14 protein-coding genes and 1 pseudogene are annotated in these 18067 nt (G+C 49.2%); all 15 read right to left on the minus strand.

Features of this window, described 5'->3' with window-relative positions; translation table 11 throughout:
• Positions 1–78 precede the first annotated feature (78 nt).
• Positions 79–927, minus strand: coding sequence for a polysaccharide deacetylase family protein (locus tag B5V00_RS11785; RefSeq protein ID WP_085010998.1), 849 nt, complete (start codon positions 925–927; stop codon positions 79–81).
• Positions 927–1691, minus strand: a complete 765-nt coding sequence (locus tag B5V00_RS11790; RefSeq protein ID WP_085010999.1) for a methionyl-tRNA formyltransferase — start codon at positions 1689–1691, stop codon at positions 927–929. Before B5V00_RS11790 ends, B5V00_RS11785 begins: the two co-directional genes overlap by 1 nt.
• Positions 1663–2802 (minus strand): DUF1972 domain-containing protein, encoded by a 1140-nt coding sequence (locus tag B5V00_RS11795; protein ID WP_085011017.1) that lies wholly within the window; start codon positions 2800–2802, stop codon positions 1663–1665. Before B5V00_RS11795 ends, B5V00_RS11790 begins: the two co-directional genes overlap by 29 nt.
• A 140-nt stretch (positions 2803–2942) precedes the next feature.
• On the minus strand, positions 2943–4076 hold the full coding sequence (locus B5V00_RS11800) for a glycoside hydrolase family 5 protein (RefSeq protein ID WP_085011000.1): 1134 nt from the start codon (positions 4074–4076) through the stop codon (positions 2943–2945).
• Positions 4060–5157, minus strand: a complete 1098-nt coding sequence (locus B5V00_RS11805; protein ID WP_172399730.1) for a glycosyltransferase family 4 protein — start codon at positions 5155–5157, stop codon at positions 4060–4062. Before B5V00_RS11805 ends, B5V00_RS11800 begins: the two co-directional genes overlap by 17 nt.
• 56 nt (positions 5158–5213) lie before the next feature.
• Positions 5214–6206 (minus strand): sulfotransferase family protein, encoded by a 993-nt coding sequence (locus tag B5V00_RS11810; RefSeq protein ID WP_085011002.1) that lies wholly within the window; start codon positions 6204–6206, stop codon positions 5214–5216.
• The gene (locus B5V00_RS11815) at positions 6191–7123 is read right to left on the minus strand and encodes a glycosyltransferase family 2 protein (protein ID WP_085011003.1); all 933 of its coding nucleotides are present in this window, start codon (positions 7121–7123) and stop codon (positions 6191–6193) included. The genes B5V00_RS11810 and B5V00_RS11815 overlap by 16 nt, the downstream gene beginning before the upstream one ends.
• Before the next feature lie 99 nt (positions 7124–7222).
• Positions 7223–8470 (minus strand): hypothetical protein, encoded by a 1248-nt coding sequence (locus B5V00_RS11820; protein ID WP_085011004.1) that lies wholly within the window; start codon positions 8468–8470, stop codon positions 7223–7225.
• A 70-nt stretch (positions 8471–8540) separates the two neighbouring features.
• Positions 8541–9455, minus strand: coding sequence for a sulfotransferase domain-containing protein (locus B5V00_RS11825; protein ID WP_085011005.1), 915 nt, complete (start codon positions 9453–9455; stop codon positions 8541–8543).
• Positions 9452–10828: a flippase gene (locus B5V00_RS11830; protein ID WP_085011006.1), complete on the minus strand. Its 1377-nt coding sequence runs from the start codon at positions 10826–10828 to the stop codon at positions 9452–9454. The genes B5V00_RS11825 and B5V00_RS11830 overlap by 4 nt, the downstream gene beginning before the upstream one ends.
• A 197-nt stretch (positions 10829–11025) precedes the next feature.
• On the minus strand, positions 11026–11973 hold the full coding sequence (locus B5V00_RS11835; RefSeq protein ID WP_085011007.1) for a GNVR domain-containing protein: 948 nt from the start codon (positions 11971–11973) through the stop codon (positions 11026–11028).
• Positions 11973–14486, minus strand: a complete 2514-nt coding sequence (locus B5V00_RS11840; protein ID WP_085011008.1) for an SLBB domain-containing protein — start codon at positions 14484–14486, stop codon at positions 11973–11975. The genes B5V00_RS11835 and B5V00_RS11840 overlap by 1 nt, the downstream gene beginning before the upstream one ends.
• Before the next feature lie 31 nt (positions 14487–14517).
• Positions 14518–15693: a capsule assembly Wzi family protein gene (locus B5V00_RS11845; protein WP_172399731.1), complete on the minus strand. Its 1176-nt coding sequence runs from the start codon at positions 15691–15693 to the stop codon at positions 14518–14520.
• Positions 15694–16041: 348 nt separating this feature from the next.
• A complete protein-coding gene (locus B5V00_RS11850) occupies positions 16042–17088 on the minus strand; it encodes a glycosyltransferase family 4 protein (protein WP_085011010.1) in 1047 nt (348 codons plus the stop codon).
• Positions 17089–17414: 326 nt separating this feature from the next.
• A pseudogene (locus tag B5V00_RS17210) lies at positions 17415–18067 on the minus strand (hypothetical protein); the annotation flags it as partial.

The raw sequence follows: 18067 nt of genomic DNA on the forward strand, positions 1-18067 counted from the left end.
ACTCGAACGGTCACAACAGCTTTTTCAGCCGTTCCAACTCTTTGAAAAGAAGCCAAAAGATAACACACAGCAGTTTTGTCAATTCACCGATATTCTCGGAACAGAATCCCAGTCAATTGCTTCATCAGCCACCAGCATATCAATAAATTCATTTTCGGCTAACCAACGATCAAATTTAGTAAATGCCCTTTGCAAACCTACATATGATTTAAATCGCCTGAACAATGGTAAATCCAGCACAGGCTGCTCTGGGTCAAAATCACGTGGGTGAAAATAAGACATCAGATAGTCTGATTTCGTCGTCAACTTCTGCACCGTACGGTAAGGAAGAAGTCTGTAATAACCTCCGCCAGAAAAAACTATCTGTTTACCCCATAACCGACCCAAACTAATGGGAAACTCTTTCAAAGTTCCACCACCACACTCGATAATAGCTGGCCGAGCCGAGCCGAAAGTAGCAAAACCACCATGCCCACGTGCAAGCGGAAAAATAGAACTGTCACGCTCGATCCCCAACTCAACCAAAGTTTCAAACGCCCATGGCATGCCCGGAATAATTGAAAATCCTGGAGCACGAAAGCTTTTTACTTTTTTACCTGTAATATCTTCCAGAGTACAGATAGATCGCCTGATGTCCTGGCAAAACTGTTCGGGCTTCTGCTGATAAACAAGCTGATGCGTATGAGTATGTGTGGCAATCTCAAACCCAGAGGCATCGATTTTCCTAATGACCTCAGGATATTTCTCTGCGACCCACCCCAAGCAGAAAAAGGTCGCACTGTGCCCATGAAGTTGAATGATCTCCAGCAGGCGATCAACATTACCATGAATACGTGACGTGAAGTTATCCCAATTTTCAACGTTTGCTGTTGCTGGGATATCCAGCAAATGGAACCAGTCTTCAATGTCACAGGTAAGGATATTCATTAATAAAAGCGCTTTCCAGATTTCAAAAAAGCTCGCACGTCTTTCCGATTAGGAAACGAATAATATGTCATTTCATCATCATTATTTTCAATCAAAGAATAATCATCGCCATCAATCAATTTAACCGCTTTTATGATCGCATCCATCCCGATTTTTTTGGTGTGGCGAATTAAGTCTTGCTGTGATCGATTATCGACTTGAATACGATCTTGAACTAGTATTGGACCACTATCTATACCTTCATCAACAAAGAATACCGATACCCCTGTTTCTTTCTCATCGTTTTTAAGAACCCAAAATGTCGGCATCAAACCTCGATATTTTGGTAGTAATGCTGTGTGCAGGTTCAAGCAGCCCTTAGGGGCTAGCTCAATGACAGACTTCTTAAACAGCTGATTACCTGCGATAGATATCAGCAGGTCAGGGTCATATGATTTTAGGATTTCAATCGACTCTGGATGATTAATTGAATGCGTAAGCTTAATGATTGACACTCCATGAAGCAATAAAACATTCCTTAATTTTTTTTTCGCAAAAAAACGATTTGCCAAAAATCGCACTGAATAATGAAGAAAAAACCCTGGGCCGAATATATATAATGTTTTCACAACCTTCCTAACAAACGACTCTCGTCTACCAAACGGAGAAGCATCGAACAAACAACATCCAACAACATTAGACTGATCTGGCAAATGGCGAAGCAGGTAATCTATATTTTCTGCAAGAAAAAATGGCTCATCCTGAGTTATGATTAGTATCCTCATAGAACACCCTTTCAATCAGTTCGGAATATTGGCGAACTATTAAATCCCAACGATATACCTCACGGATATTGCGCAAATTACCGTCAACACATAACCTACTCCTAACAAACAACTCTTTCTGGTCAGTCAATATTTCAGCAACTTGACGTGCAGATTGAAAATAAATCGCATTATCAAACAGAACTGATCGATTAAATACATTGTCATGGGCAACAATCAATGATTGAGATGCCATAGCCTCTAATAACGAGGGGTTAGTCCCACCAACAGAGTGCCCATGGAAATAGGCTCGAGCATAGTACCGAAGATTATTCAATGAACAAATGTCATAGATTCCACCATAAAACCTAACATTAGACTTATTGTATTTTTGATATATTTTTTTCCCAAACTCATTTGAGTAGTTTCCAACCACCACAAAAGGCTCTTCAACCATAGCCATCACATATCCATCAAGTATCATCTCAATATTATTTTCAGGCTCCATACGTGCAATCAATATATAGTATCCATTTTCTGACAATTCATATTGTTCCAAAAAAGATTTATCAGGGGAATCAAAAACCTCCGCTCCATAAGGAATCATCGTCGATTCCTTGCCATATGTCTGTTTCAGATATTCTTGAATGCCTAGATTGTCTGACACTAAAGCATGCGACTTATAGGTACCAATCTTTTCCGCCCATCGTGTGAAACGTTGCACTATCGGTCCCCATTTTTGTCGCTTCCATTCCATGCCGTCCATGTTAGTGATAATTCGAGTTTTGCTAACTGGACTCATCAGCAGGGAGATAGCAGAGCTCTGATAACCGAGTTCCAAAACAACATCTACTCCTCGACGAATCGCATCCTTCAAACAAAGATAATCGTAAATTATATGTGCTGCTGAACCTATTTTTTTTTCAGGGCACCACTTTGGTATAATAGTCACCCCTTTGAATGTACTCTCTTTAAATTGATGAAAACTTGGATTATATACAGAAACATCGTATCCAATTTTAGACAGCCCAACAGATAGATGCTCTGCAAACTGCTCAAATCCTCCATATTCATTAGGAATACCGCGACTACCCAGTATCGCAATTCTTAACGGATCACCCGTTCTATCCATAATCAAACCCCACAGCGGTCTCACGTTAAACAAAAGCACCATCTCTTGCAGCAAAATAGGTCATCACCAAACAACCTGTTCCCAACAAGGAGATGATGCTTTGGATTCGATTGCAGAAACTGTTTCATATCAGAATCAAATTACTGCTTTTTGAAATATTCACGTAAAATTTTCATTCTTTTGGTAGAGTGGCCTGCGTATCTGAACCGATACTTGCCATTTTTCTTGTAAGGTACGAATCGCGCATCAAATCCATGCCACCGAGAACCAATATCAAAATATATCCACCCCCAATTATTGGCCTGAAAAACACTCAACAAGTCACCCAAATAGCGATTGCTGTTGGGCGCCCACAGTACCGCTCCAAACTCACCGACTAAAACCGGAACATGATATTTTTCTTCGAAGATTCTGGCTGGGCGTAGTATCTCTTCCAATGTCTTCTTGTCCCAATAGTCATTAGGGAATCTGTCATAAGTAGGAAAAATCTCCCTTGTCGGGATCACACCCGGGTAATAAATTCCATCCTTATGCCCCTTAATCCCCTGAAAGGCATACAATAATGGCTGATACATATGAATATCGTAAATGATCCTCTCATCAGCAAATGGCTTAAATGAACTATAATTATCGGGAAAGGCCCATGGGCCAAGAGAAAATATCACGTACCGTTCCTTGTCCTTTTTTCTAACAATATTCAATATTTCCTTAAATATCTCTACCCAGTTATCTGGCTGAGAATATCTTTGAGGAAACCGGGATACTTTCTTTTTAACTACAGGCTCAGAAAGAAACTCATATCCGACTATCTCGCTCGCTGACATCATATCAACGGTTTTATTTACAAATTTATAAATCTGCTGAACACATTTTCCGTTTTTGTCCCAATAGTTTTCCTTAGACTTGTATATGCACTGATGTTTATCAACAGGAAAGTCAGCAATGCTAACAATCGATTTTATGTTCTTATCTGCCAAGTTCCTTGCCACTTCCTTGGAGGCCATCAGCGCGAAGTCTAGTGCCTTTTCCGCACTTAAATGATGGTCAGACATCAGGTTAAACACATTTATATGGAGCCGAACAAACCTGATGTCTTCGTTCCCAAAAAAATCTATTATTTCAGGATGTTTCCTTATGGCATCAATGTCACTGGTCACACCTCGCCACGGCCAGCCATCCGGCATCTCGGCCGCCAGTACAGACCCGACCAGCAGGGTTAGTATCAGGCCCAAGCCCGACATCCATGCAAAAAAGCATCTAGTTGATTTGCGCATATAGCTCCCTGCTACTTTCGCCGATTACACACCAGTCGTAATCGCTGCACACCTTGTGATAGCCGCGCACGGCCATCTGCTGTCGGGCCGTCGGATTGGTCAGCGCTTCGTCCAGCTTCGCGACCAGCGAAGCCACATCGCCCTGGCGGAAGACCAGGCCGGTCTCGCCATCCTTGACGATCTCGGTCATCCCCGGGAGATCAGAGACCAGCACCGCCTTGCCGTAACTCATCGCCATCAACACCACCCCGCTCTGGTAGATACGACGATAGGGCAGAGCCACCAGATCGGCGGCCGCATAGTAGCGTGGCAGTTCCGCATCCGGGATATAGCGGATATGGGTGATGCACTGCTCACAGATGCTATGGCGCTCCATCAGCGCCTCGTAGACGGAGAAATCGCTTTTCCAAGGCTTGCCGGCGATCAGCAGCACGGCATCGGGGTGTTTTTCCAACACCTTCGGCATCGCCTCCAGCAGCAGGTCCAGCCCCTTCACCTCCTTGATCTGGCCAAAGAAGAGGATCACCTTCGCCCCGGCCGCAATCCCCAGTGCCTCGCGCGCCTCCTCCACGGCCGGTAGTGGCCGCAGCACATGCAGGTAGTTTCCGTGCGGGATCACGGCGATGCGGGCCGCATCGAGGCCGATGCGCTCGATCAGCTCCCGGCGACTGATGTGATTGTGCGCTACCACCCGGTCTGCCCGGCGGTAGACCCAGCGGCTGAGCGCAGGCACCTCCAGACTACCAACGAATGACTCCACATCGTGCGCCGTAATCACCACACGTCGGCCAAACAACTTGGCCAATGCAAAATTGAACGCTTCCAAGAGTCCGACATGAAAGAGGTGAAAATGACAAATCCGCCGTTCTTCGCGCACTGAGCACCACAAAGCTTCTATTGTCCCGCGCAGATAACGCAGACCACGCCGCCAGGCCGGAGCATCGCCGTAGATGCCGGCATAGCTGTGGCGCACACTGAAGGCGGTACCAGCCGGTACCACTGTTTCTTCACAACTATGGAGTACGACATCCACACCGGCAGCGGCCAACCCACCACAAAGGCCAAAGTCGTAATAGTCCATTCCACCATGCCCCCCCACAGGCTCGATGACCGCAACTTTCAAGGCTTGCCTTTCCATCAGTACCCCAGCGCCTGCATTGTCTCATCAAAAAGCGGTCGCAGGGCGGGGTGCATCTCGAATGCCGCATGCCGTGAAGCAGGATGCAAAACCGACTCGCCATAACGCAGCCAAACCTCATCTTCGTCAAAACCGGCGAATTCAGCGATCCCAAGCATTGTCCGACGTGGCGAACCCACCAGATCCTCATAGCGCACCATGAGGATACAGTCACCGTTCTCCCGCAGTCGACGCATCCCCTCACGCATGGTCACCACCCACTCCAGTACCGCCATATCGGTGTGGCGCTCGAAACTGGCCGCAACCTCCCTGATATCGGCAAAATAGGAATCTGGTTCGATCAGCTCCTTGAGCATCAACTTCCACTTGCGTTGGTTTACCCCCCACCAATCGTGCACCTCTCCATTTTTCTGTTCTCCGCAGCGATCGGACCATCTGTCGATCGAGGAACATGTATCCCAGCCGTTGCGCACCAGAAAAATAAACTGTGCATCGGGGAAAATTTTGCGCACAAAAGGCACGCGGAAGATCAGCTCCGGGTATTTATCCACCAGCCTATTTGAGAAAACTGAGGCAAGATAGGCACCGAACAGCCGATTAGCATTGCGCTGCACCACCGCATCGACATCGGCAGAATCCAGGCGATAGCGGGCCGGACCACAGCTATAACTGCCGATCACATCCTCATGTGGATAGATGGCGTGCCACATTGCCTTCGGTTCGTTGAGAAAACCCACTTCCCGGTGCATGGAAAGCACCACGCCGAGAATCGTGGTGCCGCTGCGGCCGGTACCAAGGATGAAGAGGGGCCGTTTCACCTTTTTAAGCTGCGGCAGCCTTTTTTCCACAGAGAAAAGAGCAAAGAGCAGCGGATTAATCCACTGACCGCGCGTGGTCACCGGCCGCCCCTCGAAGAGAGCGTAACTAACAAGCCGCGAAACCAGCTTCGTGGGCCGGATCTTAATATATCGTGAATCTATCTGTGCGACCATCTACGCTCCCTTCTGTAATCTCTTATGGCCGTCAAGGCACTACGTATCGCATCGAATCTTCCACGCATTGCCCATTGAGCGCATTTCATACATAAAAAAGCAGGGAAAAATGTCATGAATTGAATCTTTTTCCAGGAATGAGCATGCATTCCCATGTTCAATAAGCAGTTCTTGAATCCATGATAAACCAAAAACACCAAACTAGGATTTCTTGAATCATATCGTGAGATAAATTTATTCTTTTTTTTCTGGCTGCCTTGACCGACATGGGAAATAAGCGCAGTTGGCTCATACCAGATCTTCCATCCCGCTTCCTGAACCCGCAGAGACAGTTCCAAATCCTCCTCATACATAAAAAAACGTTTATCGAACCCTCCTAACTCCTGCAACACATTTCGACGAATAATCATTGCGCAACCGCTGGCAAACGAGACATAACGCGCCTGCATCGCCAGGAGAGCATCAGCCGGCCCAGGCACTCCCGGCACCCTGCCGCCCCCACAACGCCAATCGACTTCGCCGCCCCCGTACCAAAGCTTCGATTCATCCTCGGCCAATACAATCCTAGCTGCCACAATCGCCGCTTCCGGATGCGCATCCATCGCCGCTTCCATGCGCTCGATCGCGTCCGGCTTGATGGTGGCATCGTTATTCAGGATCAGGACAAACTCGCAGTCCGTTTGCCGCAGGGCCCAGTCGATACCCAGATTGTTGCCCCGGCCAAAGCCAAGGTTCTTCGGTGCCCGAATCAGGTGCACATCTTGAAACGGCGCCAGGGCCACCTCCAGATCCGGATCATTCGGGGTGTTATCAACAACTACAGTTTTTACTGGCACAGTGGATATCGCTAACGAGACCAGGGATTTCCTCGTTTCACCTGAATTCTTGTAATTTACTTCAATTACACAGCTTCTCATTTAGGTCTACCTGCCAATTTTCTCGTTTAGCTACCAGAAACGATATCAACTTCCATAGAATGTTTAAGTGCAAACGGTTGGAACAATACAAATGCGTTTTTATTGAAAATTCCTCTTTCGAACTCCAAACCTGAAGCAAGCACTCAACAACATAACCATAGGAAGCAACACCTGAGTATTGAATACGTTGGCATTCATTGCTCCGCTCAGCAAGTAAACAAACAGGAAAACCAATATAACATGATGATTCCGAATTTCCTTTTCGGACCTCAACACACCAAGCTTTTTATTTAAATAACTCGATGCATGTATTACCCAGGCCAAAAACAAGCACACCCCGGCGAGTCCCGACCCAAGAAATACCAGAAGAAGACTGTTATCTATGGCCCAAAAAGATGTAGGCGGAGCATAACTACCTGACAACTGGGTAATGCCATAACCAAAGACAATATGTAGAAGCGATTTTTCCGACAGAAGATAGTCATTAATAATGATTCCCCAGCTAATTACGCGAGCCATTATCGAATCGCCATCGAATGAGCCAATTCCCAGAGCATGGTAAACGCTGTAAGACATTACCCCTGCATACAAGCCAAGGCAGAAAAACCAGAGCCACGAAAGCGTTTTCTTGTTCGACATGGTAACAACCGCAAAAAAAAGAATGATTGCGGCTAGAGTGAAGTAGACGTTACGTGTGTACGTAAAGTAAATAGCTGGTAAATATATTAGCAGCATTAACCAATATATTTTTTTTCTATGACCGCAAATTCTGAACAGGATTATCCCTACACCTAGCACCATAAAAATTCCATTCTGAAGTGCATTATTAAACATCCCGAACGCCTTAAGAGACCCATCCCTGAAAAGATTCGAATTCAGTGTATGAACGTCTTTCATGACCAAGGAAACGTCGACATAATGTTTGACAAACGGGACATCCTGCCATAAGTAAACTTCTATTATGCCAAGAATGGCACTGCAAAACGAATACGAAACAACAATATTTAAAATCTTTTCTACATCCACTCGCTCGGGGATAAACAGAAAGGCAAAAATTGGGGCCAGGGAAAGCACATTAATCAAAACATATTTAGCATCAAACCCATACATAAGGCCCATCATCAAAGCAACTGCATACCACAGAAAAAATAAAAAGCCATTGGCATGCAAGTCCTTCGCATGCCATTTTACATATTTTCTCTTCTGAATCGTCGAGACAAACATCAACACAAACGCCAGCAGACCTAGAGCAAATTTCGCTGCGGTGGCCGAAACTCCGGCAAAAACAGTCAGAAACTGAAACACAAAAAAAGCATGTAACAAGGCAGGCGCCACCGAAATAGACATATCAGCCGATCTTGATCCACTCTTGTTTATCGAAATCGAGCTACTTGATCACCTTTGCCGACGAACCATTTTATTGATTAAACCGTGAGACAGCAGTGTGCCAAACCGAAAGATCACGACCAAGCTCCATTTCGAGCTTCTGCACATCATCAACAAAATACTTCTCCATAAACATGGTTTTCAGTTTTAAATCTAAGTCCTTCTTCTCCATCGGCTTGTCCGAAACCCTTTGGAGATAGTTCCTGGCCCTGTTTCTCATTCTCTGGGAACGAACCAATTTTTTCAGCAGATTTCGAACAGGACCTTCTCTGATCAGGAGCCGCTTGACGAATGGAAACCGAGCCTGTGCTGCGGCATTGCTTTTCAGGTTCAAATTAAGATCCATAGGTTTGACCCCGATGAAGGAACAGATGTCTTTCACCATCTCATCCCTTCTATGCAGGAAGTCATCCTCGAACAGATAAATCCTGAACTGTTCGGGCCTGAAATACTGCATATACGGCTTAATCAAATCGTAATACCTTCCACCCGTAATATATGAGAAGCGAATAAAGGAAATATCATCTTTCTGAATTGAAAACTGATTCAGGCGTTCTTTTTCCCTCTCAAGTGCCACTTCAAAAGACAATCCTTCAATCAAATCCCTTTTGGCATGGAGATACTGTGAATATGCACGGTCAACTGGGTTCCTGAGAATTATTACGAACTTCATACCTTCACCAAATGTATGGTAAATTCTTTCAGCGCACTTTGAAAATAGAAGATAACTGGGTGTGAAATCTCCAACAGCCCTTTCACCTTGCAAGGTCGAATAATACTCTTCAAGATAGTATTCGATGCCATTCCGATAGTTTTTGTCTATATCGAAAAAGTGTGGTTCCTTGTAACTCGGCAGATATATATCGTCATGCTGCCTCAGAATGTCATACAGCGTTGTCGTGCCGCTTTTAGCGGCACCAATGCACATAAAATTTGGTGCTTTCATTTGGCCAACCTCAATCTGATCGTGATAAAGCCAAGTTTTTTAAAAACATAATAATTCATAAGAAAATTCCATAATACCGTGCTGATCATGGTTGCCCAAGCCACACCAAATATGCCGTAAGGCTGAACAAGTGTCATACTTAGCAGAAGATTTACAATCGCAGCAAGGATAATGATATTTTGAGCAATCACCTGATGTCCCGTCATGGATAGGACAATCCCGACCGGTCCGCAAACAGCATTCACGAACTGGCCAATTGCCAGAATCATCAGAACCTCCACACCGGAATCAAAAACTTTTCCGAACAATCCAAGCACCCAAGAGGGAAACACTAAAAAGGCAATTAAAAGAGGCAAGGCCGCTAAAAAGGTTAATGAAGTGGATTGATGCACCACCTTCCTGAGCGCTTCCATATCTCCCTCGCTCCACAATTTCGACACTTTCGGGGCCGCAATCGAGTTCACCGCTACCAGAGATACGCTTGTCAGCATGGCCACTTTCAGCGCCACAGTATATACACCAATATTTGCGGTTGTTTCGAAAACGCCCAATACAAGCGTATCGATCCAATTCATGATGAAAAAAGTACAACTGATTAGCATTAGTGGAATCGCTACTTTAAATATATCCTTTGCCGCCGGAGCGCTAAACGCCAAGCTTCTATCAGTCCATTCAAAAACTGTAGCCTTAAGAATCCTCCTCCACACTACTATTGCCATTAAAGCCGCAACAAATCCGCTACCGGACACTGCCACGATCGGCGTCAAGCAATTATTTGACCCAATATATATCAATATGAGCAATAACAGGGATCCAAACAACGATATAGAAACATTATTTAGGTATGCATACCATAATATTTTTTTCGCTCCCCTGATTGCTTCTTGGTGCAACGCGGCAAGTGTAAATGGCACAATTGCCACTGCAATTATTTTAAAGGAATCTCCTAATTGCGGCTTGTGAAATACATACTCAGCGATAGGAGTTGACAACAGGTACATCGTCACAGAAATCATAATACTTCCGAAAAGAACAATGCCGAACACTTTGTGGTAGACACCCGGAATATAACAAGCATTGTTTGAGTCAGTATAATTTGCTGACACATGCCGTAAAAGATATGTGTCCATACCCATTCGGCTTACCATCGCTGATATCCTAAGCACAACAAAGGCTAAGGAATAGACCCCAACAGCTTCCGCTCCATAAGCTTTGGAGATCAAAAGAATCAAGATATAGCCAAGGACGAGTCCGATCAGCTTCATACAAAACGCAATATAGGCACCCTTCAGCAACTCCGCTAAATGCTTATCTTTTTCAATTATAGCTTTAATTTTTTCAATCAATGCCTTCCCTTTAACACCAAGCAGCATCGATCAATTCCGCAAATGTGCGATTGATAATCGTGCTACATAAAAAATAACGGGTCACTCGCCAAAACTGATGGCCCCTGCCTCTTACTGAAGCCGCGGTAATCACAGGGAGCAGATCGTGTTTCGCGAATTTCAGCCTTTGGGGAGGGCCTTGCCATAGACTCCTACCGGCAGCATCCATCAATCCCTATTCAATCTCACTGTTTCAATTCCATCCGCTGCTTCAAACCCTCCCGGACAAAAAGAAACAGCAAACCCAAAAACCCACCCAAAAGTGAAGCAATGACGACGATCAAGGCCCGCTTCGGCTTGGCCTTCTTATCCGGCGGGGAGGCCTTATCCAAGACCCGAAAGACAAATTCTTCCTGGGTATTGGCCAGCATCGCCTTTTGCTGTTCCTGGGAAATAAGAGAAAACAGGGCCTGCCGTTGTTCAACCGTGACAACCCGCTGCAGTTCATCCTGCAGGTATTTAAGATTCTTCTGGCTGGAAAGAATTTCCCGCTGCCTTAAGTAGGTATTGAGATCCTGAACCAGCATATTGGCCCACTCGGCGGCAAGCACCGGGTCGGGCCATTCGAGTTGCAACCTGAGTAAATCGGAATCTTTTTCGGTCACCAGGTTGATGACCCCATCTTCCGCCAGCAAACGGTAGGCATCCCATAAGCCTGGCTGATCTTCCGGATCCGGATCGCTCCATTTTTTTTTCGTCGAATCCCAATCATCCGGAAACAGTTTCGGCAACAGTTTGTGGCGCTTGACAAAATCCCAGAGAAATTCGCGGCTCTGCAGAATCGCGACGGCTTCATCCGAACTTTTGCCCCCAAGAGATATCCCGGCCAGGCTTGCCAAGCCACTTAATGAACCGAGGGTACCGGGCAAATTGCTTTTCTCATCCTGCTGGGCGGGGGCCAGAAGAACTTCCGCGCGGAAAATATCGGGAAGCATCAAACTGACTCCGGCAGAAACCATAGCGAACAGGAGAAACCAGCAGATCAGTATTTTCCGCCCGCACCAGACGACCTGCGCCAATGCGAACAGGTCGATCTCATCGACCGTTTCGACCATAGGCCCGGGGGATTCCGGGCAGGGCGCAACCCGCGCTTCCTTCACTTCACCGTTCTTTGCCGTCTCTTTTGCCGTCATCAGAACACCCCGACTGCCTTGCCCGCGGCCGCGGTCAGGGCGAGCTTGTAGGTAATGTCGGCAACCGTCTGCCAGAAGCTGAGAGGCTGCATCTTCTGCAGGTCAACCGGAACAACGACCGTATCACCGGGCTGCACTGTCTGTTCACGACTGCCGAACCAGAGCGTCGGCTCCGATGCAATCACCGCCCCGTTGGCCCTGACCACGTAGATACGATTATCATCGGCCTTGGCGGTCAGCCCGCCAGACAGGTCAATGTAATCGTCCCGGCTCAAATCGGGGCGCCACAGGTGGGACGTTCCCGACTGCACCTCGCCCAGAACCGTCACCTCCTGCGGAACCCGCGGAATCACGAGCACGTCCCCGTCCCGCAGCAGAACCTGCTGTTTGCCATCCAGCACATCCCGCAGGTTGATAACCATGCGGCCGACCGGCTGCGCCGCCTGCAGTTCAGCCAGCAACTGTTGCGCCTGGGTTATCGCCTCGGCGCTTTTGGCGTCGTCCCGGGCCTGCTCCAGTGTCATCGACGCCAGGTCGGATTTAAGCCGGGACCGCATCTTTTTCAGCTCTTCGGCCTCCTTGGTGCGCAGGTCGGCCCGGGAAAAAACGGTGCCGGGAATAAACGCCCGCTCGGTAAGCCCACCGGCTCTTTCAATAAATGACCGCAGAGACTCATCGGGCTTGATGGTATACACTCCGGGAAAACGGACCTCCCCCTTGATGGTCACGGTCTCCTTTTCTGACCAGTCCGGGATGGGACGAACCTGCACCTGGTCGAAGGGCTGAAGACTGAAGTTTCCTCCGTCGGCGCCAGCCAGTGGAACAACAATGGTCGCCACCTTGCGGCCACCATCCTGCACCGTGGTACGCGTCAATTCGGCTTCCATGCGGTAGGCTTCCTGGCGCAATCCCCCGGCAGCGCGAACAAGATCACCGACCGACATCCCGGTCTCAAGGGGGTAACTCCCCGGAAACGAGACATGGCCAAGGATGGAGACCACTTTTTCCGGGGTGCCGCTGCGGGCCTGTTGCCGCAGAATGTCTATAAGCGGGGCAATAGCGGCCTGACGATCGGTTGACATGCCGAAAACAAGAACTTGATCCCGCGGCTGCAACAGAACATTGTCCGCGTTCGAAGGATCAGCCAGCGCCCCGGCGAGATCGATGGAGAAAACCTCGATCCGCCTGTTGGGTCGGGTTTCACGACGGACCAGCACATAATCGAGATCCGGATCCGGAAGAAAGGCATCGAATCCCGGCAACAGGTCGGTGATCCGCATCCCTTCATGCCACTGATAGGAGCCCGGATGACGGACGTGTCCCTTCAGCACAACCAGGTTCTCAAGGTGATCGGTGATAGGATAGACCCGGATCAGGTCACCATCTTTCAGTTTCGCGTCGAGATCCTTCTGGGCCTCAAAACTCACATCCTGAAGCGTCCGCAGACCACTGGAGTTGATATGGACGATCTGTCCGGCATTTTTTTGTGCCGTCGGCAGCAGTCCTTCCGCCAGTTGCAACGCATCAGCAACCGTCGCAGCCCCTTTCAACTCGTATATAGCCGGCCTCCGGACCTCTCCGGCAACCCCGACTGTCGGACCGATATGGGGGACGAAGAGGACATCACCGGGCAACATCCGGACATCCCCGGAGGTGTCACCCTTCTGCAGCAGATCGTAAAGATCGAGACGATTGATCAGCTTTCCTCTACGTTTCAACTGAATATCACGAAGACTGCCGATCGGTTTTATCCCCCCGGAAACAAACAGCGCGTTGGTCATGGTCGTCAGTGAACTGACAACGTAGGAACCGGGACGACGAACATTGCCGAGAACAAAAATCCGCATGGACCGCAACTCGCCAAGCGACACGTTGGCCTTGACACCGACCAGTTCCGTCTCCACCCGGCTGGACAACAGCTTGCGTACCGCCGCGAACTTCTGTCCCGCAACCTGCAGCGGGCCAAGTTTCGGCAGGTTGATCGCGCCATCCCGATCAACCGTAAAGGTGTAGTTCTCGTTGAGATTTCCATACAATTGGACCTGGACCTGGTCCCCGGGACCGAGGACATAATCGGTCGGGATGGGAATCTCGGTCACCGGCGCGAAGGTGGTCGGCACCCCGGCGAACAGATCGTATCCGAACTGGCGCAGAGAGCCTTTCAGGGAGCGGGGTTGCGACGACATGCCAAGCCCCTCGCTGCCCAGGGAAAGATTCATCCGCGCTTCTATCCTGGACGGCAGCTTTGCTGAACCGGCACTCACCTTTCCCGCCGACGATGGCAGAGGTTTGACAACCTGCGGTTGCTCCAACGGCTTGTCCGCAACGACACCGGAACTGTTTGCCGGAATCGATTGCAGTAATTTTTCCCGTTCCTGCGGCGAAACCTGTTGCAGCAACTGCCCGATATCGGCATTTGCGGTCAAAGCCGCGGCCTGGGCATTCGTCCCGTCCGGTGAAAATGAAATCAGCAACAACAGGCCCGCGATCAGCAGCCCACAGTATCTACGCATAACTGAGTACCTGTTCAATTTGATCCCTCGCTCACAATGAAAGATTCCACGATAATCCCAGAATCAGATCCGTATCATCCCCCTGATCCGAATCCCAAAATGCTGCTCCCGCCTGGAAAAAAAGTTTCCCGCGACCAAGCTGACGTTGATGAAAAAACAGAATCCGGCGCAACTTGCTCTTGCGGTCGAGGGAAATCAGGTTCCCGCCCGGCGGCAGAACATCCTCACCATCACGATTCAACCGGGCGTAAAGCAGGTGCCCCCCCCAGGCAATCCCGGCCGGACCGGACCAGAGCCATCCCAGAGACGCGGACTGTCCGTCGTTGTCCATGGTATGCCCGAGCGGACGGCCCTTGTAACGATAGCCCGTTTTATAAATGAAGTGTTCGTAGGCCTTATTGTATCGCACTGACGAGTGATAGAAATCAAGACTGGTATCGGCAACTTCGAGGTAAACCCGGTAACTTCCCGCAAACGCCCCGCCCCAATGTTCAAGACCACCGAGCCCCATCGGTCTTGACGGAAAACCGCCGGCTTCGTCTTCACCGACGATCTGTCCATAGATCGCGTAATTGCAAGATCGAAAAAGGGGTGGCCGCCAGCGCCAGTCAATCCCGGCAAGCTGATTGCCCGGTTCATTGGAGAGAGATATCCCCTCACTGCCGCGGTTGTCCCTGCCGAGGATGAGATCGATCAGCGAGTCAAGATCTTCCGGCCGCCCCTCTCCGCCCCATTGCGCCGTTCTCGACAAACCAATCTCAAGATCCCGATTCGGACGAAAACTGAACCGGGCCCCCAGCAACTTGGAATGGGAGACAAACCTGCTGTTTTCCAGGCGCCCCGCAAACCCTTCCAGCTTCCAGGGCCCGAGCCAGTTCAGAATCGGCCACGAGAAGGGTACGGACTGCTTGCGCTGGAAGCTGAACCCGGGCACCGGCCTGGCACTGGTGGACAATATCAGGCTTCCGTCCCAGCCGGGCCCCCACCAGCGATCCTGGGCCCCGAATGAGAAGATCCAATTGCCGAATGTTGCCGCGATGTAGGAACCGTCAAAGCGTACGGCATTACCGTCCGCGGGATCATCCAGGGCCTTTACCTCAAGCCGCGCGGCAAATCTTTTCCCCAACCATTCAATTGCGCTGCCGGCCTCGGCCCGCTCCCGTGGTGTCGTCTGAAAAGACCGAAAAACAAGCGGGTTGTCTGCCACGGAAAAGAAGCTTTCCCGGGAAGTTATACCGGGGCGACGAACCTTCCGAAACTGCTGCCGTAGACGCATCGCCGCGCTGTCGGCCCAGGGCACGTTCGTTTTAATCTCGGCATTCCGGACAGAGGTGAAATCTGCCAGAGAAACCGGCCATGAACTTAACGGAGCGTTGGTGACACCTTCATCCGACAGCAGTTGCAGGTCATGCCGAGCCAGAAGGTCACCGGGAGGTTGCCAGGGCGCGGCCAGCAGAGAAGATGAAAAAAAGACCCCCCCACAAAAAAAAAGCAATAAACGCCAGCCAAACATCAAACCTCGCCAGCAGCAGAAGACGCGGAAAAGACGAACAGGTCAACCCTGCATTCTGTCCCACAAAAGAGTTGATTTACTACGGACCCAACCAATACACAGGTACGAAACAATACACACCGACAAAAAACAGAAGAACAATACATGTTGCGGAAAAGGCGAGAGAAGAGTAGCACAGAGAAGAGCAACCCCACACCAGAAAAAGGCAATCAGGCAGATAACAACAACGGTCAGGGGGTGAGGAATGCCAAAATCCTGAAAAATATAATGCAGGTGCGTACGGTCCGGAGAGAGGGGATTTTTACCCTTTGCAATCCGTCGAAACATGACAACCAGAGTATCAATAATGGGAACTCCGAGAATAATCAGAGGCAAAATTGGTTGAATCGGTTTTCCTCCATACCCCTGGCTCAGAACAACAGCGATGATCCCCAGAGAATAACCCAGGAAAAGCGACCCGCTGTCTCCCATAAAAATCTTCGCGGGATGGATATTGTAGCGAATGAACCCAACCACCCCTCCACCAACGGCAAGGCAATAAATCACAACCGTCTCATTCCCGCACCCTATCCCCAGTGCCAGGAAGGAAAACAGGGCTATCAGCCCGAAGCCGGCAGCCAGGGCATCAAGACCATCCAGCATGTTGACAGCATTGATGACCCCGACAACTGCAAAGATCGTAAAAAACTCACTGTAACTCGCAGAAAAGACAACATTCCCGCCACCGAAAAGGTTTCCAAGATTAACAATATGAATATCTCCCCAGAAGACGGCGATGGAAACACCCAGAACCTGCCCCATCAACTTGACCGCCGGCCGAATTTCCATCCCGTCATCGATCACACCGGTCAACCAGATCAGGAATCCACCGGTCAAAATTGCCGCCATCTCCCTGGAGAGAGTACCGACACACAGGATCCCCAGTGAAGCCCCCAGGAAAATCGCAATACCACCCAACCGGGGGATCCCGGTCGAATGCTTTTTGCGCCCCCCGGGCTGATCCAGAATCCCTCGGGAATGAGCCCATCGTATAAGGCAGGGGGTCAAAAGAGTGCTGGCGATAACTGCAATGAAAAAAGAGACCAACATCGGAAAGCATCCCTCCCATAAAACGGCACACGATAGAAAAATAACACTTATCCTCCGAGTATCAACAGGGGGTGCAGAAAAAACAATCGGCGGTTTTCAGAGTCCCGGTCTCCTCCCTGAATCCGCTACAATGAAGAACCCGTTCGCACCTCTCGTTTTTGTCCGTTTTGCGGGGATTCCACCTGACCGGGTGAACACGTCCAGATCCAGCACACGGGACCTGTCTCAAGTTTTTCGAAAACTCGGCCTTGGTTTTATTGAGCTCGTCAGCAGATTAGAAGCACCCTGTCAGATATTTATCCAACAGGGTGCTCCTTGGATCGAATCTATTGGATTCTGAAGACCTGATCGGAATCATCTCTGCTCAACCATTGCCCGGTTACGGCATCTTTAGCGGTCACGCGAATCAGGGCCGTGGTGGTGGGGGTGTTCGGCACCTGCCATTGCAAACTGGAACCAGTAACTCCAATCTGGATGACGGTCCAAGTTGTACCACTGTCAAGGGAATAGAGTACTGTGTAGTTCACATTGCCGGAAACCGCTGTCCAATCAATCGTTGAAACCGAGTTCCCTTGTAAAACCTCTCCTCCATTAGGGGACAATACCAGTGGTCGTTGTCGAATCGTAAAGACCTGATCGGAATCATCTCTACCCAACCATTGCCCGGTTACAGCATCCTTGGCGGTCACGCGAACCAGAGCCGTAGCCGTTGGTGTGTTCGGCACTTGCCATTGCAAACTGGTACCGACGACCCCACTCTGGAGGACTGTCCAAGTTGCACCAGCATCAAGGGAAGATAGAATTGTATAGTTTACATTACTCGCAGGATGCGGCAACCAACTGATTATGGCTGCCCCACCATTCAAAATCTCTCCTCCGTTAGGGGACAATACCTGCGGTCGTTGTTTAATCGTAAATACCTGGTCGGAATCATCTCTGCTCAACCATTGCCCGGTTACGGCATCTTTGGCGGTCACGC

The organism is Geothermobacter hydrogeniphilus (genome assembly GCF_002093115.1).
GTDB classification, from domain to species: domain Bacteria; phylum Desulfobacterota; class Desulfuromonadia; order Desulfuromonadales; family Geothermobacteraceae; genus Geothermobacter_A; species Geothermobacter_A hydrogeniphilus.